Origin of the sequence: Paenibacillus glucanolyticus NBRC 15330, from assembly GCF_004000885.1 — a bacterium.
Classification (GTDB): Bacteria; Bacillota; Bacilli; order Paenibacillales; family Paenibacillaceae; genus Paenibacillus_AQ; species Paenibacillus_AQ glucanolyticus.
This window is the reverse complement of the sequence record NZ_BIMC01000008.1, coordinates 165,973-191,970: the sequence shown is the minus strand read 5'-3', so window position 1 is coordinate 191,970 and position 25,998 is coordinate 165,973. Positions and strand designations below refer to the sequence as shown.

General features: G+C 51.2%; 23 protein-coding genes. 7 read left to right on the top strand and 16 right to left on the bottom strand.

Going from position 1 to position 25,998, the window contains the following annotated elements; translation table 11 throughout:
* Positions 1–22 precede the first annotated feature (22 nt).
* Both PGL02S_RS14450 and PGL02S_RS14445 read left to right on the top strand, forming a co-directional pair.
* Positions 23–1,339: a glutamate-1-semialdehyde 2,1-aminomutase gene (locus PGL02S_RS14450; RefSeq protein ID WP_006208229.1), complete on the top strand. Its 1,317-nt coding sequence runs from the start codon at positions 23–25 to the stop codon at positions 1,337–1,339.
* A gap of 171 nt (positions 1,340–1,510) precedes the next feature.
* Positions 1,511–2,383 (top strand): aminoglycoside 6-adenylyltransferase, encoded by an 873-nt coding sequence (locus PGL02S_RS14445; RefSeq protein ID WP_036638789.1) that lies wholly within the window; start codon positions 1,511–1,513, stop codon positions 2,381–2,383.
* 163 nt (positions 2,384–2,546) lie between these two features.
* On the opposite strand, the gene PGL02S_RS14440 is transcribed toward PGL02S_RS14445, so the two are convergent.
* From PGL02S_RS14440 to PGL02S_RS14370, 15 genes are all read right to left on the bottom strand, one after another.
* Complete coding sequence (locus PGL02S_RS14440) at positions 2,547–3,995, bottom strand: ABC transporter substrate-binding protein (protein WP_036638786.1); 1,449 nt, start codon at positions 3,993–3,995, stop codon at positions 2,547–2,549.
* Positions 3,996–4,125: 130 nt separating this feature from the next.
* Positions 4,126–4,992, bottom strand: coding sequence for a carbohydrate ABC transporter permease (locus PGL02S_RS14435; RefSeq protein ID WP_006208226.1), 867 nt, complete (start codon positions 4,990–4,992; stop codon positions 4,126–4,128).
* Position 4,993: 1 nt separating this feature from the next.
* Positions 4,994–5,929 carry a carbohydrate ABC transporter permease gene (locus PGL02S_RS14430; protein WP_036638783.1) on the bottom strand — a complete coding sequence of 312 codons (936 nt, stop codon included), beginning with the start codon at positions 5,927–5,929 and terminating at the stop codon, positions 4,994–4,996.
* Between the two features lie 97 nt (positions 5,930–6,026).
* Positions 6,027–7,349 carry a response regulator gene (locus PGL02S_RS14425; protein WP_036638780.1) on the bottom strand — a complete coding sequence of 441 codons (1,323 nt, stop codon included), beginning with the start codon at positions 7,347–7,349 and terminating at the stop codon, positions 6,027–6,029.
* Positions 7,349–9,181 carry a cache domain-containing sensor histidine kinase gene (locus PGL02S_RS14420; protein ID WP_036638778.1) on the bottom strand — a complete coding sequence of 611 codons (1,833 nt, stop codon included), beginning with the start codon at positions 9,179–9,181 and terminating at the stop codon, positions 7,349–7,351. The genes PGL02S_RS14425 and PGL02S_RS14420 overlap by 1 nt, the downstream gene beginning before the upstream one ends.
* Before the next feature lie 511 nt (positions 9,182–9,692).
* The gene (gene map, locus PGL02S_RS14415) at positions 9,693–10,439 is read right to left on the bottom strand and encodes a type I methionyl aminopeptidase (RefSeq protein WP_036638775.1); all 747 of its coding nucleotides are present in this window, start codon (positions 10,437–10,439) and stop codon (positions 9,693–9,695) included.
* 27 nt (positions 10,440–10,466) lie between these two features.
* Positions 10,467–11,195 carry a TetR/AcrR family transcriptional regulator gene (locus tag PGL02S_RS14410; protein ID WP_036638773.1) on the bottom strand — a complete coding sequence of 243 codons (729 nt, stop codon included), beginning with the start codon at positions 11,193–11,195 and terminating at the stop codon, positions 10,467–10,469.
* A 474-nt stretch (positions 11,196–11,669) separates the two neighbouring features.
* The gene (locus PGL02S_RS14405; protein ID WP_036638772.1) at positions 11,670–12,932 is read right to left on the bottom strand and encodes a stalk domain-containing protein; all 1,263 of its coding nucleotides are present in this window, start codon (positions 12,930–12,932) and stop codon (positions 11,670–11,672) included.
* Between the two features lie 74 nt (positions 12,933–13,006).
* Positions 13,007–13,459: a hypothetical protein gene (locus tag PGL02S_RS14400; protein WP_244892236.1), complete on the bottom strand. Its 453-nt coding sequence runs from the start codon at positions 13,457–13,459 to the stop codon at positions 13,007–13,009.
* Between the two features lie 49 nt (positions 13,460–13,508).
* Positions 13,509–13,775, bottom strand: coding sequence for a hypothetical protein (locus PGL02S_RS14395; RefSeq protein WP_006208218.1), 267 nt, complete (start codon positions 13,773–13,775; stop codon positions 13,509–13,511).
* A 65-nt stretch (positions 13,776–13,840) separates the two neighbouring features.
* Positions 13,841–14,704, bottom strand: coding sequence for an inositol monophosphatase family protein (locus PGL02S_RS14390; protein ID WP_006208217.1), 864 nt, complete (start codon positions 14,702–14,704; stop codon positions 13,841–13,843).
* 262 nt (positions 14,705–14,966) lie between these two features.
* Positions 14,967–15,968: a UV DNA damage repair endonuclease UvsE gene (uvsE, locus tag PGL02S_RS14385; RefSeq protein WP_036638769.1), complete on the bottom strand. Its 1,002-nt coding sequence runs from the start codon at positions 15,966–15,968 to the stop codon at positions 14,967–14,969.
* Entirely contained in the window at positions 15,965–16,282 is a 318-nt protein-coding gene (locus PGL02S_RS14380; RefSeq protein WP_006208215.1) for a hypothetical protein, read from the bottom strand. The genes uvsE and PGL02S_RS14380 overlap by 4 nt, the downstream gene beginning before the upstream one ends.
* A gap of 104 nt (positions 16,283–16,386) precedes the next feature.
* Positions 16,387–17,481, bottom strand: coding sequence for a D-alanine--D-alanine ligase (locus PGL02S_RS14375; RefSeq protein ID WP_006208214.1), 1,095 nt, complete (start codon positions 17,479–17,481; stop codon positions 16,387–16,389).
* Positions 17,482–17,526: 45 nt separating this feature from the next.
* On the bottom strand, positions 17,527–18,549 hold the full coding sequence (locus PGL02S_RS14370) for an amidase domain-containing protein (protein WP_036638768.1): 1,023 nt from the start codon (positions 18,547–18,549) through the stop codon (positions 17,527–17,529).
* 316 nt (positions 18,550–18,865) lie between these two features.
* On the opposite strand from PGL02S_RS14370, the gene acnA reads away from it, so the two are divergent.
* The 4 genes from acnA to PGL02S_RS14355 all read left to right on the top strand — a co-directional run bounded on the left by acnA (position 18,866) and on the right by PGL02S_RS14355 (position 23,602).
* Positions 18,866–21,583, top strand: a complete 2,718-nt coding sequence (gene acnA / locus PGL02S_RS14365; protein ID WP_036638765.1) for an aconitate hydratase AcnA — start codon at positions 18,866–18,868, stop codon at positions 21,581–21,583.
* A gap of 181 nt (positions 21,584–21,764) precedes the next feature.
* The gene (locus PGL02S_RS28210; RefSeq protein WP_006208211.1) at positions 21,765–21,920 is read left to right on the top strand and encodes a hypothetical protein; all 156 of its coding nucleotides are present in this window, start codon (positions 21,765–21,767) and stop codon (positions 21,918–21,920) included.
* Between the two features lie 186 nt (positions 21,921–22,106).
* On the top strand, positions 22,107–22,505 hold the full coding sequence (locus tag PGL02S_RS14360; RefSeq protein ID WP_006208209.1) for a GntR family transcriptional regulator: 399 nt from the start codon (positions 22,107–22,109) through the stop codon (positions 22,503–22,505).
* Entirely contained in the window at positions 22,505–23,602 is a 1,098-nt protein-coding gene (locus PGL02S_RS14355) for a DUF1648 domain-containing protein (RefSeq protein WP_006208208.1), read from the top strand. The genes PGL02S_RS14360 and PGL02S_RS14355 overlap by 1 nt, the downstream gene beginning before the upstream one ends.
* A gap of 361 nt (positions 23,603–23,963) precedes the next feature.
* Here the strand turns inward: PGL02S_RS14355 and PGL02S_RS14350 are convergent, their stop codons facing one another.
* Positions 23,964–24,704, bottom strand: a complete 741-nt coding sequence (locus PGL02S_RS14350) for an IclR family transcriptional regulator (protein WP_036638763.1) — start codon at positions 24,702–24,704, stop codon at positions 23,964–23,966.
* Between the two features lie 222 nt (positions 24,705–24,926).
* Between PGL02S_RS14350 and PGL02S_RS14345 the strand changes: the two genes are divergently transcribed.
* Complete coding sequence (locus PGL02S_RS14345; RefSeq protein WP_006208206.1) at positions 24,927–25,919, top strand: alpha/beta hydrolase; 993 nt, start codon at positions 24,927–24,929, stop codon at positions 25,917–25,919.
* The last annotated feature ends 79 nt before the right edge of the window (positions 25,920–25,998 follow it).

Genomic DNA, 25,998 nt, shown 5'->3' with positions numbered 1-25,998 from the left:
GAAGAAAGGAAGTTTTAGTCTAATGTCTACATCCAGAAACCATTCAGAAACCCTGTATCAAGAAGCACTCCAGCATATCGTTGGAGGCGTGAACAGTCCCTCCCGTTCGTTCAAAGCCGTTGGAGGCGGTGCCCCTGTCTTCATGAAGCGCGCAAACGGAGCCCACTTCTGGGACGTGGACGGCAACCGCTATATTGATTATCTGGCGGCTTACGGCCCGATCATAACGGGACATGCCCATCCGCATATTACAGCCGCCATTACAGCCGCTGCCCAAAATGGCACTTTATACGGTACACCGACCGAGCTTGAGATTACCTTGGCTAAAATGCTGAAGGAAGCCATCCCCTCCATGGACAAGGTGCGTTTTGTCAACTCCGGCACCGAGGCTGTCATGACCACGATCCGTGTAGCCCGAGCATATACCAAGCGCAACAAAATCATCAAGTTTGCGGGCTGCTACCACGGCCATTCGGATCTTGTCCTTGTAGCCGCAGGTTCAGGTCCGTCCACGCTCGGAATTCCGGACAGTGCCGGAATTCCGAGCAGCATCGCTTCGGAAGTGATTACGGTTCCGTTCAATGATCTGGAAGGCCTGCGCGCTGCCCTGGACCGATGGGGCGATGATGTTGCTGCCGTCATGGTGGAACCGATTGTCGGCAACTTCGGCATGGTCATGCCGAAGCCGGGATTCCTGGAGGGGTTATGCCAGATGACTCACGATAATGGTTCCCTTGTCATCTATGACGAGGTCATCAGCGCCTTCCGCTTCCACTACGGCTCCAGCCAAACCTACGCGGGTCTGGCTAACCACGAGGCTATTCAGCCCGACCTTACAGCACTTGGCAAAATCATCGGCGGCGGGCTGCCGATCGGCGCGTATGGCGGCCGCAAGCACGTGATGGAGCAGGTCGCTCCGCTGGGCCCTGCTTATCAGGCTGGAACCATGGCGGGCAACCCTGCTTCCATCGCAGCCGGAATCGCCTGTCTGGAGGTTCTGCAGGGTGATGGGGTTTACGAGGAAATGGAACGATTGACAATCAAGCTGACGGAAGGCTTGCAGGCTTCCGCGGACCGCTACGGCATTCCGCTGACCATCAACCGGATCCGCGGCTCCTTCTCCACCCACTTCTGCGATCATCCGGTTACAAACTATGATGAAGCGCAAGACACCGACGGCGAAGCGTTCGCTGCCTTCTTCCGCCACATGCTGGACCGCGGCGTGAACCTGGCTCCTTCCAAATACGAGGCCTGGTTTATGACAACGGCCCATACGGATACGGACATCGAGGCCACGCTGGTTGCTGCGGAGGAATCATTTAAGGCCATGAAGAATTAATCCTATATATCCAAAAAGACGCAAGGAGATACGCCCATGAAAAAACACCTAAACAAGTTATAACAGGCTTCCTATCCATGCGGTGCTTCTGCGGTCCGAATTCGTGGACCTCCTGCCTGTCCGATTCGAATAAAGCTGCTCTAAAAATATGAATACGGAGGCATGGATAACATGAGAAGCGAACAAGAGATGATGGATTTGGTACTGGGCTATGCAGCCCGTGACGAACGGGTTCGGGCCGTGACCCTGGAAGGCTCCAGAACGAATCCGAATGTGCCCAAGGATATATTTCAGGATTATGATATCAGCTTTCATGTAACGGACATGGACAGCTTCATTCAAGATCCGAATTGGATCGATGTCTTCGGGGAACGGATAATTCTGCAGACGCCAGAAGACATGGCTATGTTTCCCCCTGATCTGGGAGGCTGGTTCTCGTACCTGATGTTATTTACCGACGGCAACCGGATTGACATGACCCTGATTCCCATCGAGGAGAAGGAGAACTACTGCAAGGAAGACAAACTGATCCAGATCTTAATGGATAAAGATCAAATCTTTCCCAAGATCCCTGCTCCTTCCGACGAGGATTTCTGGGTACAGCGTCCGTCAGCAGCCTTTTTCGAGGATTGCTGCAACGAGTTCTGGTGGGTATCCACGTATGTCGCCAAGGGCTTGTGGCGGGCAGAAATCCTGTATGCCCAGGACCATCTTCACAACATCATGCGGCCGATGCTGTTGAAAATGCTGGAGTGGCAGGTAGGCACCCAGACCGATTTCTCGCTCAGCGTAGGCAAGAACGGCAAGTACTTGAACAAGCACCTGTCTGCGGACAGCTGGAATGAGCTGATGTCCACCTACCCTCGCGGAACCTACGAAGAGGTGTGGGAGGCGCTGTTTACGATGGGAGCGCTGTTCCGCAGAACCGCGCTGGATGTCGCTAAGCAGCTTGGCTTTGACTATGACATGGGGCAGGATCAGCGCGTGAGCGCCTTCCTGCGGCATGTCCGGCAGCTGCCGGCGGATGCACGCGAAATCTACTGATTCTGATTGAAGCAGCGGAAACTGTCGCAGGTTGTTGTGACCCTGCCACACGGAAATGCTACCAATGTTTGCCCCCTGGAAACCGAACAACCCGCTCAAGGAATTCCTTGAGCGGGTTGTTCGTATTTCTCTTTGAAGACAGGCCGACCATCGCCGCTCTATCCTATTTCTGCTCGATTTTGTCGAAGAAGTTCTCCTGTACTAACTTGGCCGTGTCGTCCAGCTGCTTCTTGGAGTCCGTGCCTTCCTTCGAGAACGATTCCTGTACGACATTGGACATCGCGGCATAATAGTCCTGCGTGCCAAACTGCGCTTCCGGCTTGCCTTCCAGCAGGCTGAAGAGCTGTGGATCATATTTGTACACGTTGTCGTATTTATCGTAAATCGCTTTTACCTTGGCTGCGTACTCCGAATCATCACTGAAATATTCAAGCGGTGTCGGAACGAAGTATTTGCCCTCGGCTTTGCGGGCATTGATTGTATCCTCCACTGATTTCAGAGCATCATCCGTAAAATAATCAAACGTAATGTAACGGAATGCCATTTCCTGCTCATCCTTCGTGGCGTTCGGGTTGATAACCAGGTAGTTGCCGCCCAGAATCCCGTGATGTGCTCCGCCCTTCTCCATAGCTGGCATTGGATAAGCGATCACATCCTCAGGCTTCATGCCGCCTTCATTCAGCGCAGGCTGGATCACGTCAAATGCACCTGCAATGACCATAGCCGTACGTCCTTGCTGGAACGAACTGACAGCATCGCCCCAACCGAGAGCCCAGTCCTGGGGAATGGCATTTCCTTCCCATCTCAGTTTCTTGTAGAAATCCAGTGCCTTCACGCCGGCTTCCGAATTAAACACGGCCTTCACCTTGCCGTCCTCGTTCACTTCGATATCCCCGCCGGCTTCGAACAGGAAGTTGGTCCAGTTCCAGCCTGCCTCATTGCCTTTGCCCATTGGCGCAATACCGGATATACCTGCCTTCGGATCAGCGGCACCCTTCGCCGTGTTGTACATATCGTCCCACGTCCAATCCATCGGCGGCAATGCTACTCCCTTCGCGTCCAGCAGTTTCTTGTTCACGATGGTTGACGTGATGTATCCGTTCTGCGTAACGCCGTACACCTTGCCGTCTACGATAAATTGCTCCTGCAGCACAGGGTTCATGTCGTCCTTGTACTCCCAGTTGTTCCAGAACTCCGTAATGTCGGCTACCCAGCCCCGCTCCACGAGCAGCTGCGCCTCTGTAGCCCAGGTATTATAAAATGTCGGTGCTTCGTTCGAAGCCATCTTTACCCCAATTTCATTGACGCTGTACTGCCAGTCATCCTTCACAATCGTCACGTTTGGATACTTCGCCTGGAAACGCGCGATTTTATCATCCTCCTGCTGACGCAGTGTGGTATCGTCCGGCAGCGGATAGTGAATCTTGATCGTTACTTTTTTATCCGCGATATCCTCTTTCGGCTCTTCATTCTGTGTCGTGGTTGTCCCCCCTGTATTGGTGGTCCCTCCCTCTTTACTGGTGACCTCCGGAGCTGCTTTGCCGCCGCCGCACGCTGCAAGCAAGGAGCTGAACAGCATAAGGCAAATCAGTAGTGCTGAGAACTTGCGCATGGATACTCCCCTTTTCCTTATTGAAATAATATGTTCTTTCCTATCTCCATCATAAAAGCGGAACGCTGAAAGAACGATGTGCATTCATATGACGATCATGTGCAGGCCTACGATCATGCAAACGCTATTTCTACCCTTTGACGGCCGAGAGGCTGACGCTGCGCATGATAAACTTCTGGAACAGCAGAAACACAAAGATAGGCGGCACCATCACCATGAACAGGATCGCGAATTTAATGCTGCTGTCCAGGTTCCGTGCATTGATCACATACTTGTAGATGGCTGTTGCCAGTGTGTATTTGTCCTGTGTCTGCATCACAAGGGACGGCCAGAACCAATCATTCCACGCAGTCGAGAAAATAAAAATCGCAAGCGTTGCAAAAATCGGGACCGACAGCGGAATCGCGATACGCAGAAAGCTGCTGATCTCCGAAGCGCCGTCGATGCGCGCCGCCTCGAATATCTCGGGATGAATGCCATCGAAGAAGTTTTTAATCAACAGGAAGAAGTAAGCGTTCGCCCCTGCCGGCAGCCAGAACGCCCAGTAGGAATTCAGCAGCCCCAGCTCCTTCAAATTGACGAAATTCGGAATCATATAACTCGATGCCGGTATAAACAAGGTCATGAGAATGAAGAAATAAATCGCCCGGTGATACGGAACTTTAATGCGCGAAATGCTGAATGCCGCAAGGCCCAATACCAGAATGGTCACCAGCAAATTACCGCCAAAAATAAACAGCGTATTCTTGAGAAACATCGGCAGATCAATGTAATCCCACCCCTTCGGGAAGTTATCCCAATGCCACTCCGAAGGGAAAAATCGCGGAGGAAACGTGTTGATCTCCTGGTTGCTCTTCAGGCCGTTGAACATCGTCATGCCGATCGGATACAGCATCGTAAAAGCCATTGCCGCAATACACAGCACCATAAAGCCGTAAACCACTTGATTCAAGGGTTTTCTCAAATCCGAAGTCGATAATATGCCTCTCTCTTTCATCCTAGTACTCCTCCCTGTTCATCTTGAATTGCAGGATGCCAAGTATGCTCAGCACGAGGAACATCAAGACGCCCATTGCGGTTCCCGCCCCGTAATCCAGCTGGTTAAACGCATATTTTACGGTGAGGAGAGCATAGGTGAGCGTGGCCTTGTTCGGACCACCGTCCAGCATCGCGAGCTGCGATTGATACGCCTGTGAAGTACCGATCAGCTGCAGAATCAACATGAGTATAATCAGATTGCGCATCGAGGGAAGCGTAATATATTTGATCCGGGCCCATACGCCCGCACCGTCGATTTCGGCGGCTTCATACCAATCTTTAGGTATGCTGAGCACCCCCGCCAGATAGATCAGCATTGCCGAGCCGAATTGCTGCCACGTTTCCATCACGACCAGTGCCACCATCGAGAAGCGGCTATCCGATATAAACGATACCGGCTCTGCCCCGAAGAAGCCAAACAAGGCATTGATCGGACCTACCGGATCATACATCCATCTCCACATGCCGTAGAGCACGACACCGGGTACAACAAACGGAAGATAAGCCGCGATCCGGGCGAAGCCCTGGAACAGCTTCAGCTCCGAGATGGCAATGGAAGCCGCTATCGGCACCCAGAAGCCGATCACAAACGTTAACAGCATGAAATAGAGTGTATTACGAACGGAAAGCAGCAGGTCGGGATTACTCAGAACGTTGGCGTAATTATCCAACCCGACGAAGGTGTTTCCTTTGACAAAATCGATATGAAAAAAGCTGTAAAAGATCCCTTTAAATATCGGCACCCATAAAAACACGATAAAGATCGCAATAGCCGGAACGAGGAATAAATACCCCCATAAATACTTCCTCCACAGCGGCTTTCGCTTGTGCTCCTGCCGGGTACGATGACCGGGCTCCGTCAGAGCCTGGCCTTGTGACATGACCGTTTCTTCCATCAGACTCCCTCATTCCTTTATTTAATGTCTAGCTTTTATTTTAAAAAAGCAGGGGAGCCTTCGAACATGTCTAAAACTATGTGAAGTATGACCGTTCTTACTTCTTTAACTCACTGGGGCTGACGCCGAAGTACTTTTTGAAGATTTTGCTAAAATGCTCCGGGGACTCATAGCCGACCCGCTCGGCAATCTCGTACCGGCGAAGATCCGTGTTCAGGATCAGAGACCTGCTCTCTTCCATCCGAAGCTTGACCACATACTCCCATAGGCTGCTGCCGGTATATTTTTTGAACAGATAACTTAAGTAGTTCGGGCTCACGTGATTGTTCTTGGCCACCTCATGTATCGTAAGTCCCTTCTGACGGTAATGATCCTCGATGTACTGCCTGGTATTCTCAACGATCCGGTTGCTCTGGCTCGAAAGCACCTCCTGCGACGTTTCATGGGCATAGTTGTGCCAATTAAAGTCCCCGTAATAAAACACATGAAAATCATGCAGCTGCTGGCTCCACAGCATCGCCTTATCCGCCTGACGGCTGAGCACGCTCAAAAATTCGGTCCCCCTCAGGATTTGGCTTATTCCCACGGTACAGCTCTGCTTCAGGTGCTGCTCCACGTGGTGGTGCAGGCTCCGGCCAATCATCTCCAGGTGATGGATCTTTCCGCCCGCATTCTCCTCCATTTCCTGTTCGCTCCATTGAAGGATGATGTTGATATCCCGCTCCGGCGAGTAGAACGCCAGGGTGTGCGGCTCCTGCTCCAGCAGCTCTTTGGCAATATTCAGCGTTGCGTATTGAATCAGGCGTATGTCTTGTGAGGAAAAAGAAGATTCGGTGCCTTGCTTCAGGGCAAGCTTCATCTTGATGACGGCAAAATAAGGACCGATCAAGCCGAGCTCCGACTCGTCGTGCAGATCGGCTAACTCTGACTGCTCCGGCTCGGTTGCAAGCCGCTGATTCAGCCGCTCCGTTCTCCCGGACGGAGGCTCATCCATCCGAAAATGCTCATTGTCCGCCATGAGAAACTGCTCTACCTGAGGTGCAGGTTTATCCAGCTTCAGCAGTACACTGCGAACCGAATCCAGAAACTGCTCGCTGTTCAGCGGTTTGATCAAATAATCCCTTGCCCCGAGCTGGAGCGCCCGCTGCGCGTATTGGAACGTTTCATGGGCTGAAATAATGATGGTCTGGACCCATGGCTTCACAATCTTGGCCTGCTGCATCAGCTCGATGCCGTTCATCTCACCCATCTGGATATCGGTGACCAGCAGATCAATATCTCCCATTCGTATGTAATCCAGCGCCTCCTGCCCGCTATAGGCCGTTGCAATGTCGTCTATGGCAAGCCCCGAAGACGTTAGCAGTCCCGCTAAGCCTTTGCATATCAACGGTTCGTCGTCTACCACCAAAATGTTGTACATCAGGAGACCTCCTGTTCGTTTAAGATAATGGTTGTTGCTTCCATCCGGGGGATCGTAATGGTCACCCGGGTCCCCCCTTCATCTCTTGGTTCATATTGCAGTCCGTATCCACTTCCATAATGCAGCTGAATCCGCTCATGGATATTGCGGATGCCATAGCCCAGTGAATGATCCGGGGCTTCATCATACAGCAGCCTGCGGATGGATTCGTAATTGACCGGACGATAGCCGTTGTCCTCGATGACAATCCGGCAGTGTCCATCCTCCAGATGACCGGATATGCGGATGATTCCGTCCTCGCCCATATTTTTAATGCCGTGAATAATGGCATTCTCCAGCAGCGGCTGCAGCGTAATCTTCGGCACATGATTCACCAGCAAATCCTCCGGAACCTCCCAGTGGACCGCGAACTGGTAATCATAACGATTCAGCTGGAGATTAATATAAGCCCCCGCATGCTCAAGCTCTTCCCCAAGCGTAATGAGATCCCGGCCTCTGCTGAGACTGATCTTCATCAATTTGGACAGATCCTTGATCATTTCGGCAGACTCCGTATTCCCTTCCATCGTGCTCTTCCAGTAAATGCTCTCCAGCGTGTTGTACAGCAGATGAGGATTTATCTGCTGGTAGAGAAGCTGCAATTGCGCCTCCTTCTGCTTCAAATCCATACGGTATTTGTAATGGATCAGATCATTCAATCGGCGGGCCATGTCATAAATCGTGGAGATCAGGACACTGACCTCATCCTTTCTGCGCCGATACGGTGTTTCCGGCACAATGTTCCCCGGTTCATAGCGCCGTACAAAATGGGCCAGCTTCTGGAGCGGTGTCATCAACGACTGCCAGAAATAAAAGACGATGATTAGGCCCACAACAAAATAAGCGATCGAGATGACCTGGATGACCCGCTTCATCTCGCTTTGCTGGGCGAGCAGCGTTTTGACAGGAACCTTATAGACCAGCTTCTGCTGAAGCATATAGTTATAATCGATGACGTAGATGAAATCCGAGGTGATAACGTCCATGACGCCCATGGTAGAGCTGCCCGGATCAACCTCGGGCGGCAGCTCAAGCGTCCCCGCCAAGCCTTTTACCGATGAAGTCAAAATATTGTTGTTCCAGTCCGTCAAATAGAGCTCCCCGTCCGGTATGGATACCGTTGATAAGGACTCTCCGATCCGCGCATCCAGATTGGTAACAACCAGAACGCCGATGGTTCCGCCCTGATAAATATTGTTGACGGCCCTTACGTAGCTTAGGGTCTCTTGATCCTTGCGTCCTTGCACCGGGGGTGACAGATGCTCCATGCGCCGCAAATATCCGTTGCCCTTCATCGCCACGGCTTCATCAAACCAAGCTGGCTTCTCATTCTCGTCCGAGAAGAAATACACGCCTGCTTTTCTGCGTTCGGGGTAATAAGGAGCAAAAAAGTAACTGTTGTCGGGGTCATACACATAGAGTGAGTAATAAACCGGTTCGCGCTCATCCGTCTCCTGGGAGAAGGAAAACAGCATCTTTTCAAGGCGTTCATAGTTCTTCACCCGCTCCAGAACACTCCCCTCGGAAAAGGTGCCGAGCTGCTGGATCTGCGAGTTCTGAATGACTGTAGAGGTTACTTTGTTAACGGTTTCAATGTCCCGGTTGATGAGCTTGAAATTCTGTTTGTTCAGCTCGATATAGGCATTGGTCACATGGCGCTTCAGAATTTGACCAGCCATGGAATTCCCGTAGGCGTTGAGTGCAAACAACGGGATGACCAGCACCAGGAACAGCAGAATCATCTGCTGTTTAATATTCATGCGGCTTAGCGGATTTTTGAAGCGGTTCTTCATCTGCCCTTGCACCTCCGGCTTTTTCAAGCATATCAACAATCAAATGGAACCAGCGTAGTCATTCCTACGGAAATGATGCGTATTTTTACGATGAGGTACGAAGTCTCAACTGGAAGTATTAGCCTCGGGGCATGTAATTTCCTGCTAGCTCGTTGGGGTTTGCAGGGGGCGTGGCTTCGGGGGGACAAAATTCAAAATGCCCCCATACGGGTCCGAGCGGACGGAATGGAGGCTTTTGTAACGGATATTTACTTGGAACTTTGCACCCCGATTCGATGCAAAAGGGAAATCCTTTGTGTCTATCAACAGATCGAATACGTTTAGGAGAATGTGGAGTTAAAACCATTGTGCGACGTTTCATTGTCGAGTGACAAGAACCCGGCATTCAAGCGATCCATCATACGGACGATGATCTTCCCCCCTTTCCCGGGGACATTTTACCATCGCGCAGGCATCGCGCGGGACTCCGAATATGGGCGACTTCGCCTAAGGCGACCGTTCGCCTCCATTCTTACTGGGCCGTTAAAATCAGTGGTCCATCCGGCGTAATTGCAATCGTATGCTCATATTGCGCCGACAACTTGCCGTCGGCCGTTCTCGCCGTCCACTGATCGTCGTCAATCGTGATATGGAACGTACCTTCGTTGATCATCGGTTCGATGGTAAACACCATGCCTTCCTTTAGCCGGATGCCTTTGCCAGCTACGCCGATATGCACGTAGTTAGGCTCCTCGTGCAGGCTCCGCCCGATCCCGTGAGCCAGCAGATCACGCACGACCGAATACCCATTCGCTTCCGCATGCTGTTGTATCGCCGACGTTATGTCACCGAGCCGGCCCCCTGGGATAGCCCGGGCGATCCCCAGATCCAGGCATTCCTTGGTCACCTTCATTAATTTTTGCGCTTCCGGCCGGATATTGCCCACCGCATAACAATGGCAGGAATCGCCGAACCATCCGCCATATTCCACGACGATGTCGAGCTTCAGCAAGTCGCCATTCATAAGCACCCGGTTTGAAGGAATGCCGTGGGCCACCACATCGTTCACCGAAGTGCAGGTTTCGGCGGGGAAACCGTTGTACCCCTTCGTAAACTGCTTGCCGCCCAGCTTAGTGATGTGTCTGGCAACAAAGTCATTGATCTCCCGGGTGGTGATCCCAGGCTCAATCAGCTTGGTCACCTCGCGGTAGCAGTCCGCAACGATTTGGCTCGCCGGCTTCATCTCTTCGATTTCCCTAAGTGATTTTAAGATAACCATCTTTTGTTTATTCGCTCCTTATCCATTTTATAATTTTAATAACCGGGCGATATCCTTGGCCTCTTCGTGCAGCTTTCCGCGGCGCAGCGAAAGCGAGGCGCAGCCGACCAAGGCGGCCAGCAGCATCTCCGCGTGCTGCAGCAGATCCTGCGGCTCCGCAGCGTTTCCGCCGGAAGCGGCTGCCCCGTCCGCCGTATGCCCGCTTCTCAGCAGCGCGGCAAGCGGCGTGAGCACCTCCCGGCGAAAGGCAGCCAAGAGCGGGATCGAGCGCCCTTCAGGCAGCGCGGCAAAGCCCTCACCGGCCAGCTTATGCAGCAGGTACAGGGCGTGGTCCTCCGCCCAAAGCTGCAGCAGCCGGACACCAGCGGCAGCGACGGGGCCAAGCTCTGCGGCCGTTACACGGCTTCCGCTTCGGGAACCCGCGGCAGCCGAGTTCCCGGTATCCGCCGCAGCAGCCAAGCGGAAATGCCCACCCGCCGGTGCCATCCCCGCATCTGAATCGTGTGGAGCTTCCATCGGAACCTCCAGCCATTCCCCGGCCCGATCCAACGCGTCCCACAGCAGATCGTGGAGCAGATCGCCCTTATTGCTGTAATAATGATATACCGTGCCATAGCCGAGTCCCGCCTGTGCGGCTACATCGCGGATTTCCAGTAAAGGTCCTTTATTCAAAAAAACATCGGCAGCCGCTTTCCGAATTTGCGCCAGACGCCGCAGCCGGATCTCTTCGTTTTGCTCCTTCGTGCGTGGAGTCATCTTCTCCGTTCACCTCTTTTATTTTTGACCTACTATTATGTCAATATAAAACATCGGCTGGCGAATAACAAGAGGCGAACCGGAAGATTTCCGGCTCAAACTTAGAAAACGGTGTCTGGCCAGCGGGTAGCCCGAGCTGAGGTTAAGCACTTTATTTCAGATCTTTCTACCAGGCGTTACGCTGCAATTCCAGCAGTCCACTCATTTCATCCTAAGCTGCCGCCATATCCCCTCTACCCATAACTGCCCAGGGACTGAACCAGCATATCCGAGATCATGGCAGCCCCGGTCTTCTCGATGGCGATCGACATCGGAATCATGCCGCCAATCAGTACGAAACACCGGCCTGAATGAACTCATATGAATAACATCACACTGCTGCCGGATCGTCTTCATCCTATGTCTCAAAAAAGTTCCCATTAAAAAAGCTGAACCGGCTTGATTCAGTCGGTCCAGCTATTCTACGCATGAATATTACAAATTAATGAATGCCGTACGCAATTTGGAACTGTATTGAACATCAAAACCAAGACCGGTTGCAATCACTGCGAGTGGAACGTAGGTTTTGTCTTCCTTCCCTACTTTTTGCAGGAAAGCTGGTGTATCAATCGGTACAGACTTTCCGTTGACCTGAACGGTTTTGGCACCGATCTTCACCACAACGGTCTGATCTCCGAAGGAGATCGTTGCACTGGACGTTTTATTTTCCCATTTTGTAGTTGCCCCAACTGCATTCACGATATCCTGAATAGCTACGTAGTTCAGATTGTCGCGAAGAATCGGCTTAAACGGTGTATTCAGCTCCTGTCCCTTCACGACGATGCGCATCGGTTGCCCCACCTCCTGAACAGGGGGTTTCTTATAGCTGCCCCAGATCGTCTCTGCAAACACGCTGGCCATCGTCTCATATCCGTATTGGTTCGGATGAATATCATCTTTCAGGATATGGGTCATCGTCAGCTCAGAGCCCACGAACTTCTTGGCAACATGGGCGACTTTGATATCTACGCCCTGACTCGCAAATCCGTCAGCCACGCCTTCCACCAGCTTCGTGAATTCACCGGATGATGCGAGCAGTTTGGCGTATGCGACTTCGTCCGCGATTTTCGGTACCGGATTGTACTGGTCGGCCACTACAATCGCAGCATCCGGATTCATGGTATGCAGATTGGTAATTACAGCCGAAACATTGTCCGTGTACAGCTTGAACAGTTCCTGCATTTTGGCCTTCAACTGCTCGTCGCTTAGGGTTCCCACCGTGCTGACCAGACTCATCATGTCATTCCCGCCGATGGTAATCGTGATCAGATCTGCGTCAGCGATGACAGGCTTGGCTTTCGCTGCTTCTGCTCCAATCTGCTTGGTGCGCGGGTCAATGCTGCTGAGACCGGGCTGTATTTCCTCTGCTGTAATGGCCCGTTCATCTGCAACGGCCTGGACGTAATGGTTCAACCCGTCCGTCTTCAAACCGCCGATGCCCAAATTCGTCGCTTCCGTTCGACCGTAGAACAATCCCTGCTCATACAGCCGATCAACAAAGCCATAGGGCTTGCTGTTCAGATCCATACCCGGCTCATACCCAACGGTCAGCGAGTCCCCCAGTGTTACGATACGATATGTATTCTTGGCTGTCACATCATCGGCAAAAGCTGGTGCAACGCCCGGTGCGACCAGTGCCACCGCGAGCGTCAAGGTGCCGGTTACTGCGGCCAGCCCCTTTTTCCATGGTTTAAACATGCCATCACTCCCTTAACATCATAAATCTGATTCAGCCTTATTTTACCACCACAAACCTGTGAATGGTACCGCCATCAGCTTCTTAATCGTGGTTTCATCAGAAGATAAGCAAACAAATAGCCTAACGATGCAACTCCAAACCAAGCAAATATCCCGGGCGTCCCCGTCAGATACAAGCTTGGCAGTATGGACCATCCAAACGCAATCAGCAGCAGCAATCGGTACGAATAGAACACTGCGATAAGTGCCAAACAGCCGGGAAGAAAAAGCATGATAAAAGTATTTAAGGCAGGACTCAAGTTCGTGCCATCCGTATACGGATTGAAGAAAATAAGGATGAGCCAGAGCAATATGGAGCCCATACCTGAAAGTCCTGCAACAATATGTGAAGCCTTAAGCTTGAGCCTCAGCCGAACTCGCAACGCTCTTCCCCCATCCATGTCAATTGTAAACACCCGAACGAGACCCGCTCCATCATAAAAAAGAATGGACAGCCGCTCAAGTGCTGTCCATTCTCCGCTTGCCAACCTATGGTGATATTATGCACTCTCACAGCAAATGTTTCCTGAAGCGCTGTCAAACATCTTCACCTGATTCCTCAGGCTTATCCTTCTTGATCGTCTTATCCATATACTTATCGTATCGGCCATCAACTTCCTTAGCCATACTGCGGTATTTCTGGGTCTCCTCCACGATGGGATCGAGCTGGGTCTGAATTCGGATCTCATATTTCGGAGAAAGAAGCCGGCGCTCCTCTTTCTCCCGGTCCCTCTGCTGCATTTCACCTTCCGTCAACATCTCGCTGAGCTGGCGCTCCAAATTCTGATCTGATTTCTCATTCATCGCACGCATACTCCTTTATCAAGCGGTTGTATGTGACCTGCATTTTCTTTTGTTTGTTCCAGGGGTTAACGGACTGACGCTTCGCCCGCATCTTTTAGTGTGTCCAGAAACCGCTGATGGATCAGCCCGTTCGTTGCTGCCAAATGACGTACCGACAGATCGTAAGGACGCCCCTCCGTATCAGTCACCTTGCCACCGGACTCCTGAACCAGCAAGGCACCCGCCGCAACGTCCCAGACACTCAAGCCGTGCTCCCAGTATCCACTGAGCCGGCCCGCCGCAACATAAGCCAGATGAAGCGCGGCGGAACCGCCGGCTCTCACATTGCGTACCTTCGGCAAAAGCGCCTGAAGCTCTGCCATATTCAGCGGCAAGTTGACCGTGCTGTCAAGAGGAAAGCCTGTGGCAAGCAAGCTGTCCGATAACTGCTCTTCCTTGGAGACATAGGTAGGATTGCCGTGAACGTAGGCTCCTTTTCCTTTTTCCGCAACAAACAATTCATCCCGGGAAGGGTCATATATGACACCGACGATGACTTCGCCATGGTGAGCCAGTGCAATGGACACGGAGTAAAAAGGGAATCCATGCACGTAATTCGTCGTTCCGTCAACAGGGTCAATGATCCAGAGATACTCTTCGTCTTTTGCGTCATCCAAAGCCTTGGCATAGGCTTCGGTGCCGGGAGCAACCCCTTCCTCTCCAAGAATCGCATGGTCTGGAAAATGGGTCAGAATCAGCTTGCGGATCATCTGCTCCGCACCTTTGTCCACCTCGGTTACGATATCCTGCGCGGACGTCTTCGTGCTGAGCTGTTTCACGGTACCCAGCTTGCTCTCAATCCATTCACCCGCTTTCGCGGCACAATTAATCGCTACAGCGGTGTAGCTTTTACTGCTGACAACATAAGGAATCTTTTCGTTCTCATTCAAAGCGCTCACTCTACTTTCTATATAAATCTAGTGATTTTGGCAATCCCTACATCCTATTCAATTAGTACGGGAACGAAAGGGCAGCGTCTCAAAAAATCCGCCCTATTTCAATAAAAGTCCGTCCTATGCTGTGCACCTGAATGCTTGGCGAGAACGAACTTTTTTATCCAATACGATAGCTTGAGGAGAATCTGTGTTCCGTACTTCCAACGTAACCCAAAATCCGTCAACTTGCAAGTCATAACAGGTTCGTCTTATGGTTTTAGGCATTTACTTCGATGGAGGCCCCGTCCAGAATCGTTACACCCTCTCCCGCACAATCTCCCAAATCCTTCATCAGACCAAACAAGGCGCCATCCTTCATCTTGGCTTCAATCATAACGTCCACCTTCGGCGTAGCGCCCGCAATCTTCCGTAAAAATGCCAGCAAAGGCACAACGTCCACCCCGTCTGCATGGCTTCGGATATCTGTAGGGCTTTTGGGACTGGACACATGAATCTTCGGCGGCAGCGGTTGTATCGGCTCAGAGCCTTCTTGAGCCAGCGGCGTCTCCCAGGTGCGGAGAATGGCCGGCCACAGCTCCCAAGGCGCCTCACCATCATTATTGACCCACTGATGATGGATATCCAGCACCATCGGCAGCCCGGTCTGCTGGCATACCGCCAGCGTCTCCTGTGCGGTAAAGGTTTTATCATCATTCTCAAGTGTCAGACGTTCCTTGATGCTCTGATCAAGCGCATGAAAGTGCTCAACGAATCGGGCTGAAGCGCTGGGCTTGTCCCCGTAGGCGCCGCCGATATGGATGTTGTTTTTCATGGAAGCAGGCAACCCCATCGCCTTCAGCATATGGACGTGTGACTCCAGGTCCCGAATGGAATTAATCAACACTTCAGGTCGAGGCGTGCTCAGCACCGTGAAATGATCCGGATGAAACGACACCCGCATCTCATGCTTCTTCACAAACTCCCCGATTGCCTGGAAGCCCTCCTTCAGCGCCGGGAAAGGGTTCCAATCATGCATATCATTGTGCGTGGCAAGCGGAATCAGCTTGGACGAGAAACGGTACACCTTGATATCATGGGCCAGATTATGTCTCAATAACCGAAGGGTATTATGTAAATTCTCGTTCGCGATCCGCTCCAGTTTGTGTATGCCGGCCTCACGGTCATCCAGCTTCGTAAAACTCTTCATGGTCATTGTCTTGGAGGGAGAAGCGTTCTGCACAACCGTGGACATGGCTACATAACCGAAACGGACAATCATGCATGGTCTCCGAAGAACATCTCATGAGCGAGCGCGGTCTGAACGCGTGCTTCCTCATCCGTCAATTTGCGGATCAGCTGCAGCTCAACCGAGGTTACCTCACGACCCTGGAAATTAATCTCCGATACACATGCCGTAATCAGGACAATCGCTACCGCCTGGTTATCCGGCGTATAGGCGATGACCTTCTGTCCTGTCGGAAACACCCTCAGTCCGTCCTTCAGCATTTTGCCGCGGCCGTATTCCAGCAGCTCGTAGAGCTCCTGCTCACTCTTAAACTTACAAACGGAATTGAACTCGGTTTGAAATCCCATATCTCGAATCTTCCTTTCATCCCAAAATATTAGACTCAAGGGGAGCCGTGATGAATAGCGCGGACTCCCCCTGGTCAATCGTATCCTATTGTAAAACGGCTAGCTTATGCCTGGTTCTCATAAATCAAGGATTGCTTGCGGTTGTACCGCTCAAGCCCCAGCTCAATCATCCGGTCGAGCAGCTCGCGGTAGGAAACGCCTGTCTCCCGCCATAGAAGGGGATACATGCTGAACGGCGTAAAGCCGGGCATCGTATTCACTTCATTGATCAGAATCGCGCCGTCGGAGCGGCGTACAAAGAAGTCCGCGCGAGTGATTCCGCCGCCTTCAATCGCTTTGAACGCGTTAATCGCGAGCTCGCGCAGGCGATCAGCCACATCCGGCTCGATCTCCGCCGGGATTTGCATCTGTGACTGTCCGTCCGTATATTTGGCCGCATAGTCATAGTATTCACTGGAAGACACGATTTCACCCGGAACGGATGCCATCGGCTCATCATTGCCGAGCACGCTGACCTCCACTTCACGGGCATCCACAAACTCTTCCACGATGATCTTGTCATCGAACCGGAGGGCGGATTCAATTGCCGACTTGAGCTGCTCCCGGTTCTTCGCCTTGGAGATGCCGACGCTGGAGCCGAGGTTAGCCGGCTTGACGAAGCTTGGGAAACCGAGTTTGTCCTCGATGTCCTTAAGCACGTTGTACTGCCCCTGTTCCCACTGCGTGCGATTGAAGTAACAATATTCACATTGCGGTAATCCCGCTTGGGCGAACAGCTTCTTCATCACGACTTTATCCATGCCTGCAGCCGATGCAAGCACGCCGGTGCCTACGTAAGGAATGTCCGCCATTTCGAACAATCCCTGAATGGTCCCGTCCTCGCCAAACGTTCCGTGCAGCAGCGGAAACATAATGTCCACTGCCTGATTTTCTTGACCATACAGCCTGCTGAACACAGCGTTCAGAGCCGTCTGCGTCCCTTCCCCTTCGGCCAGCTTCAAATCCTCCAGTTGGCTAAACGGAGCTGATCGCTTGCTCCCGATTCTCCAGGTTCCCTGCTTCGAAATATAAAAAGGAATCATTTCGTATTTATCAAAATCAAAAGCGTTCATGACTGCAAATGCCGTGGAAAGTGACACCTCATGCTCGCCAGATTTTCCCCCGTATACCAAGCCAACCGTTAATTTATCCTGTTCCATGTTTACCTCTCTCTTGTCCGTATTGCAGCATGACATGCTGTCATCTTAAAAATAATCGGGTATATGGTAAAACCGATACTCGGTGTTGTCGTTCCATGCGTAGGAATCACGGTAGTCCCAGTAGCGATGACGGCTTGATACCGTATGAGCATTGACCAGCGGCATACCGCCAGCATCAAATGCTGTCACAATGGTGCTGTGCTGAAACGCCCCATCACCGTCCCAATCATACACGATGACATCCCCAAGCATCAGCTGCTCAGGCCGTTCTACCCGCTCGGCTCGCAGTCCCGAGGTACTGGAGTTCAAATAATGCGCGAAGCTGTTCGAAACCGCCCAGCTGTAACTCCACCATTCCCGTTTGCTTACATACCCCTTGTACCACCATCCCGTTTCTCTTTTACCAGTATAGAGGATTGGGGCTTTACCTGCAAAGAGGCACTGGGAGATATAATTGGTGCAATCCACGTCAAATTCTTCAAACTCCGGATTGCCGGAATCCCACCACCTGTCGGCATAAGCAGCAGCGGCTTCACGCTCGTATCGACCGGACCGCGGACTGCTGCCAGCCGAGTAAACACGACCATTCATGAATGGAGTGGACGGTTCTCTTCCAGCCGAGTCCTGGCCTGTGAACGAAGCATCGGTTCTTTGCAAGGGATGGCGTTCGTCCTGCAGACGTTCAATGCCAACGATCAGCCAGGCTTCCCCATCACGGATCAGCGTCAGCCGCTCCCGTGACACCGTGTCCTCACGGTGCGTCATGCCTCTTTTCTCATAATAGAACACGCTGTGAAGCCTTACATCGGCAACAACGTCATCCTCCGTCTCTCTGAGTACACGCTGGAGCCGTGCACGAGTCTCGCTCTTTAGCGGGGTTGCTTCGCGCAACTCGTACCATGACTGCAGTCGGAACTGCCTTTCTCCTCTCTCTACCAGGAAATTCAGATCTGCTACAATTTGCTCTTTCAGGCCTGAAGAATAGTCCACGCGATTTTGGTTATATTGATTGACGTAAATATATAAAGCTTGCTTCCATGGCTTCTCTGCTTGCTTCAGACTGTTCATCTTCTCTCCTCCTCTGACCTTGCCTTTCACGCAGTTCCCTATCACAACTATATGAAGCAAATCTTCAGGCTATGAACTTCGGTAAAGAGAATACAGAAACACTGAATCAGGGCAGCCGTGTCAGCTTAAAAAACGGGCGAATTTTCACGGTTTTGAAATACGTTTCTTCTATAAAAAATGCTTTACGCGGCGAGTTGAAAACGTTATACTTAAGTTAGTTAATTTATGAAATCAGGTTTCATCTAGTGAAACCACAAAAGGTTTAACTCAGATCGTCATAATAAGATCAAATGAAATGACTCAAGGAGGTTCATCTATGCCAGCAAAGGATCAATTCTCCATCTCTCGCAACCTAGAGGTGGGCGGTAAAAATTACCGTTATTTCAGCCTGCAGGCGCTCGAAGAGCAAGGATACGGAAGTGTATCCAAGCTTCCTTTCTCCATTCGGGTACTGCTGGAAGCGGCCGTACGTCAATTTGACGGACGCGCCATTACCGAGGATCATGTAAAACTTTTGTCCACGTGGAATGAAGCACGCGACAACAACAAGGAAATTCCGTTCATCCCTGCCCGTATCGTATTGCAGGACTTCACCGGTGTTCCGGTTGTCGTGGATCTTGCAGCCATGCGCGACACCGTTAAAAAATCCGGCGGCGACCCGAAACAGATCAACCCTCTCGTTCCGGTCGATCTCGTTATCGACCATTCCGTCATGGTTGACGCTTTTGGTACCGACCAAGCGCTTGAATATAATATGAAGGTTGAATTTGAGCGTAACGAAGAGCGTTACCGCTTCCTCCGCTGGGCTCAAACGGCGTTTAACAACTTCCGCGCGGTTCCTCCCGGAACAGGTATCGTTCACCAGGTTAACCTGGAGTACCTGGCTTCCGTAGCAGCTACGAAGACAGTTGACGGCGAAACCCTCGTCTTCCCTGATTCCCTCGTAGGCACCGATTCCCATACAACCATGATCAACGGTCTTGGTGTAGTGGGCTGGGGCGTAGGCGGCATCGAGGCAGAAGCCGGAATGCTCGGCCAACCGCTTTATTTTGTAACACCTGAAGTTATCGGCTTCAAACTGACAGGCAGCCTGTCAGAGGGCGCAACGGCGACCGACCTTGCCCTCACTGTAACCGAGCTTCTTCGCAAAAAAGGCGTAGTGGGCAAATTCGTGGAATTCTACGGTCCTGGTCTTGCCAACATCAGTCTGGCTGACCGTGCAACCGTTGCGAACATGGCACCGGAATACGGCGCTACCATCGGTTTCTTCCCGGTTGATAGCGAGACGTTGGCTTACCTGCGCAACACCGGCCGCACCGATGAGCAGGTTGAACTCGTGGAGAGCTACTATAAAGCACAAAACATGTTCCGTACGGCTGATACGCCGGACCCTGAGTTCTCCGATGTAATCGAATTGGATCTCGCTTCGGTTGTACCGAGCTTGGCTGGTCCGAAGCGTCCACAAGACCGCATTGAACTGACCAACATGAAGCAGAACTTTAACGACATCATCCGTACACCGATTGATAAAGGCGGCTACGGGCTCAGCGATGACAAAATCGCGGAAACCGTTAAGGTCAGTCATAAAGACGGCTCTACCAGCGAAATGGGCACAGGTGCAGTTGTTATCGCAGCCATCACGAGCTGTACGAATACATCTAACCCAAGCGTTATGCTGGGTGCAGGTCTCCTGGCCAAGAAAGCGGTTGAACGCGGTCTGAAGAAACCTGGTTATGTGAAGAGCAGCTTGACTCCAGGCTCCCTTGTCGTAACCGACTACCTTGAGAAGTCCAACCTTCTGCACTACCTGGAAGCTCTCGGCTTCTATGTTGCAGGCTATGGCTGCGCAACTTGCATCGGTAACTCCGGTCCATTGCCGGACGAAGTAAGCGAAGCGATTACCGATAACGACATGACGGTAGCTGCCGTATTGTCCGGTAACCGTAACTTCGAAGGACGTGTGCATGCTCAGGTCAAAGCCAACTACCTGGCCTCACCGCCACTGGTTGTTGCTTACGCTCTGGCAGGTACCGTGAACATCGACCTGCAGAACGATCCGATCGGCTACGATCCAAACAATGAGCCAGTTTACTTGAAAGACATCTGGCCAACCAGTGCTGAAATCCGTGAAGCCATTGGTCAGTCCCTTAGCGCTGACGCTTTCCGTGAAAAATACGAGAATGTGTTCACAGCGAACGAGCGTTGGAACAAGATTCCTGTTCCTGAAGGCGAATTGTATGAGTGGGATGATCAATCCACGTACATTCAGAACCCGCCGTTCTTTGAAAGCCTGGGCAACGGTCTGAACGACATTCAGGATATCAAGGAAGCGCGTGTGCTGGCTCTCTTGGGTGATTCCGTTACAACGGACCACATCTCACCAGCCGGTAACATTGCACCGTCCAGTCCTGCAGGCAAATATCTGAGCGATCACAAGGTGGAACGCAAAGACTTCAACTCCTACGGCTCCCGTCGCGGTAACCACGAAGTCATGATGCGCGGTACCTTCGCTAACATCCGCATCCGTAACCAGGTAGCTCCAGGTACGGAAGGCGGCGTAACCACATACTTGCCGACTGAAGAAGTCATGTCCATCTATGATGCATCCATGAATTATCAAGCAGGCGGACAGAACCTGATTGTTATTGCAGGTAAAGAATACGGTACAGGAAGCTCCCGTGACTGGGCGGCAAAAGGTACGTATTTGCTCGGAGTCAAAGCTGTACTGGCTGAGAGCTTCGAGCGTATTCACCGCTCCAACCTCGTAGGCATGGGTGTGCTTCCGCTCCAGTTCCAGGAAGGTCATGGCTGGAAGAGCCTTGCGCTGAACGGCCGGGAAACATTTGATATCCTGGGTCTCAGCAACGATGTGAAACCAGGTCAAGAATTGACGGTTGTTGTTACACGCGAAGACGGTACTCAATTCGAGTTCCAAGCTATCGCTCGTCTCGACAGCATGGTGGACGTGGACTACTACCACAATGGAGGTATCCTCCAAACGGTACTTCGTCAAATGATCGCATCGAACCAATAAGACAATTCATCTAGGCGCTTTAGCCTTAGGAACAAATCCCCATCATCCGCTAATGGATGATGGGGATTTTTCATTTCACAGTACTTTTTTCCTGAATATTGGAAATTCCGTTTCGAATGATGCCGGAAAGGTTATATGGTAGAAAACATTCCGGAAATCCATATCTAGGAGGATCGTACCTATGATCAAAATACATACGATGGCTTCGTTCCATTATCAATATCAACGGCCGCAGCCGGTGACGGCTCCGAAGAAAGAGGATTCGACAGATAAACCCGTCACATTTCAAGAGATTCTGAATCAAAAGATCAAAGAGAAGAATATCAAGCTGAGATAAGTCACGCTCTCTTGTTACATTACATATCGAGCAATGAAAACACGAGGACCGCCTTCCAATCCCAAGATTGTGAAGACAGTCCTCGTTTTTTTTCGTTTATGAAAAACTGCGGATTGACCTTTACACCATACGTTCCAACTGTTATACTACATATATAACAGTTACAACGAATGCGGAGGTTCTCTTATGATTATCCAACTGGATATGCAGTCCGATGTCCCCATATACAACCAGTTAATGAATCAGATTATCGAAGGCATTGCAAGCGGCAGCCTTAAGCCCGGCGATCCCCTGCCCTCGGTTCGCAGCATGGCATCCGACATCGGGATCAATCTCCACACCGTTAACAAAGCGTACACGCTGCTGAAGCAGGAAGGCTTTATTCAGATACACAGGCAAAAAGGCGTGGTGATACAGCCGGATACCATGCCGGGCATTACCCCCGAATATCAGGATAAACGCAATGCCTATCTAAAACCTATCATTGCTGAAGCCATCTGCAGGGGCTTATCCGAAGAACAGCTGCTTCAGATCGTACGAGATATGCATAATGAGATCACCCAGACTGGGGAGGAGAATGTGTAATGGTTATGATATCAGCCTCGATTCTAGTATTTATGATTATTCCGATTATTGTACTGCTTGCCTTTATGCCTTATTACACCAGGGAAACAGTTAGCTTTGGAGTATCGGTGAGTGAAGAAATGTTCCACAGCGAAGCCCTTCGCAGGCTGCGAAAGCAGTTTGCTTCCATCAGCTGCGGTATTTATGCCCTTATCTTGATCGCCTGTCTGATCGGATTGTTATCGATTGGGAACACAGGGTTCGAATGGCTTATTGTCGGCTCCATCACGGCAATCGTCATTGCTTCACTTGCCCTGAACCTGACCTTTCATTTCAAAATGAAAGGGATCAAGGCCACTCTTCCCCCTGCGACAACCGGACGCCAGGTCGTGGCAATCGATACCAACTTCAGAAGGCAGAAGCTTGTCCTCTCTAACCGCTGGTTTATCATTCATGCCGTCATTACCATCATCAGCACCGTCTGGATTTTCCAATACTATGACCAGATCCCAGATACCATTCCCATGAAATTTGATTTTCAAGGCAGCGTGATCAACTATGCGGACAAATCATGGGGTGTAGTCCTGCTGCCCAACATTATGCAGGTATTCATGATCCTCATCTTCATGTTGATCAATTGGTCCATCCTAAACAGCAAACAGCAGATCGATCCGGGAGATCCGGCGGGCTCCTCAGCGCGCAACGCCATCTTCCGCCGCCGTTGGTCCTTCTTCAATACGATGGCTGGTCTGCTGCTTGTGCTGATGTTCTCCTTGATCCAGCTCAACATGATCGAACAGCTGAATCCCGAATTGCTGCTGGTCATCAGCTTAGCCATACCGTTGGTGATTGTCCTCGGTGCAGTGGTGTTATCCTTCACAACAGGTCAAGGCGGAAGCCGGCTGAAGAGAGATCCCAACACTCCGCACTCCACTCATAGTGCCAATGACGATAAGTATTGGAAGCTCGGCTCCGTCTATTTTAATCCGCAGGACCCTGCTCTCTTTGTGGAAAAAAGATTTGGCGTTGGCTGGACCATCAACGTAGCAAGTCCGTTAGCCTGGCTATTCCTTGCAGTTCCGATCGTGATTGCCCTGCTGACCATGCTCCTGGTTTAATTTAATCCCCTTACTTCATCATCCAGAATGAAAAAAGAGATGGCCCTGGTCTAAACTCAGGTGTCATCTCTTTGTATATTTGCAAGGGCTCCCGGCAAAACCCTGCACATCTTATCGCCATGCATCCTTCCACTCTCCGTTTAAGCTTTTTCATCATATAAGAGTAACGTTTATCCATGATATCCTCAGAATACAGACCGCCTGTAGCGGACATTTTTCTTCTCAGAGATAAGGATGGGGAGTCTTTGAAGTTTACGCTTTCTCATCTCATGTAAAATAACCGGGCAGCTGTATCACTCGGAGCTGCCCGGTCATTCAATAACTTATAGTGATGCTGTCCGCAACTCCGAAATAGAATGAATTAAATCATCATTCCCATTTCCCGCGCTGCTTCCATCAGGACGGGCGCATGTTCACGAAGTGTATCCGCCGGGAGGCGGGTGACCGGCCCTGACATCGACAGCGCGGCCGCCACTTGACCGTTCCGGTCAAAAATCGGCACCGATACAGCGGCAGCTCCAGGCTCACGCTCTTCAATGCTGATGGCGTACCCCTTCTCCAGAATTTCGGCGAGCTGCTGCCGGTACACGTCCCGATCAACAGACTCTGGCCAATCTGCCGCATTCAGCAGCTCCTCCTGATCTACCGCAGGCGCAAAGGCCACCAGCACCTTGCTGGAAGCGCCTACCGACAGTGGCAGTCTTACTCCCACCTGGGCGACCCGCCGGATGCCCTGGTTACTCTGCACCGCCTGGATGCGAAGCCGATCGGCGCCATCCCGCAGATACAAGCTGACGGTTTCCCCCAGCCGGTCCCGCAGCGCTTCCATCGCGGGAAGAAGGCGAATGGCAGGATCATCGCTCTGGGACAGATGCATTGACAGCTCCCATATTTTAAGGCCGAGCCGGTATTTCTCCGTCTCTTTGTTCCGCACCACAAATCCTTGGTCTTCCAGCGTTGTAAGCAGTCGATGGACCGTGCTTTTATGCAACCCGATAAGGGAGGCTATCTCCGTCAGAGCAAGCTCATTATTTTTCGTAAAACACATCAATATATCAAGTGCCCGCTCTACAGCACGTACCGTTAATTTTCGGTCTTCCATCCCGACCTGCTCCTCTCGTGTTTCATTGTATGAAACCTGGTTACAATAATTATATGAGAATTATTCTCAAAAGTAAACCATTCGCACCGGGACTTTACATTTGTCTTACAATCTATGGATTTGCATTGACTTTATAGGCCACCGGGCATACGATTATTATAAATTTCGATATTTTCACTTTAACGAAAAAAAATCCGACTATATGGTAAGGAGGGGCCACTTATGAGTACAACAACTGGTAGTAATGCCCCACTCTCCCAATTGAATGACACGCCAGCCGAGCTGTCGACAGGCCTGGTTCGTTTTAAGCATATTATATTAGCGTTGTTGTTATCTGTCGTTTTTTTTCTAGTTTTCTGTTTTATTGCACTGCATGCCTATATTGCTTGGGTATTGTCGAATCCGACGGTTGCTCCGCTCTATTCCAATCCCAAACTCGCTAAAGATATGAATTACGAGAATGTCACATTCCACTCGATTGATGGTAAACGGAATATTAACGGGTGGTATATACCGGCAGAGAATTCCTCCAAAACCATCGTGCTGAGCCACGGCTACGGCGCCAACCGGGAGGAAACCTGGGTTCCTATGTACGATATCGCCCATTACGCGCACAACATGAATTTTAATGTGCTGATGTTTGATTACGGCTTTGCGTCCCAGACCAGCAAGGAAGTGGCGACCGGCGGCAAGGAAGAGAAACGCCAGCTTCTCGGTGCCATTGAGCATGTGAAACAGCGCGGCGCGAAGCAGATTGTCGTCTGGGGTTTCTCCATGGGTGCCGGTACTGCTCTCCAGGCGGGGCTTGAGACCAAAGATGTGGACGCCATGATCCTGGACAGTGCATTTTTGCTCGAGCCGGACACGCTTTACCACAATATCCATAACCAGATTAATCTTCCGCGGCATCCATCTCTGGAGATTCTGGAGCTGCTCTTCCCGGTCCTCAACGGCACAAGTCTGGATCAGATCCCTTACAACGAAGTGAAGAAGCATGACTATCCGTTCCCGACCTTGTTCATTCACGGAACGAAAGACGATAAGGCGCCTTACCCGATCGCCGAGAAAATTGCGTCCAATCAGAGTCATGCGGATTCGGATTCCTGGATCGTAGAAGATGCCCATCATGAACTTATCTTCCGTGAGCATCCTAAAGAATATTTACGCAGAGTATCAACCTTCCTCGGCAAACTTGAAACACCGGAAGGACCGTGACGTTCCGGATAATAGCATTCATTGCGAGATGCCGCAGCTCCATACTATGTTCCAACCCCCTACTGCCTGGAGCAGTGAG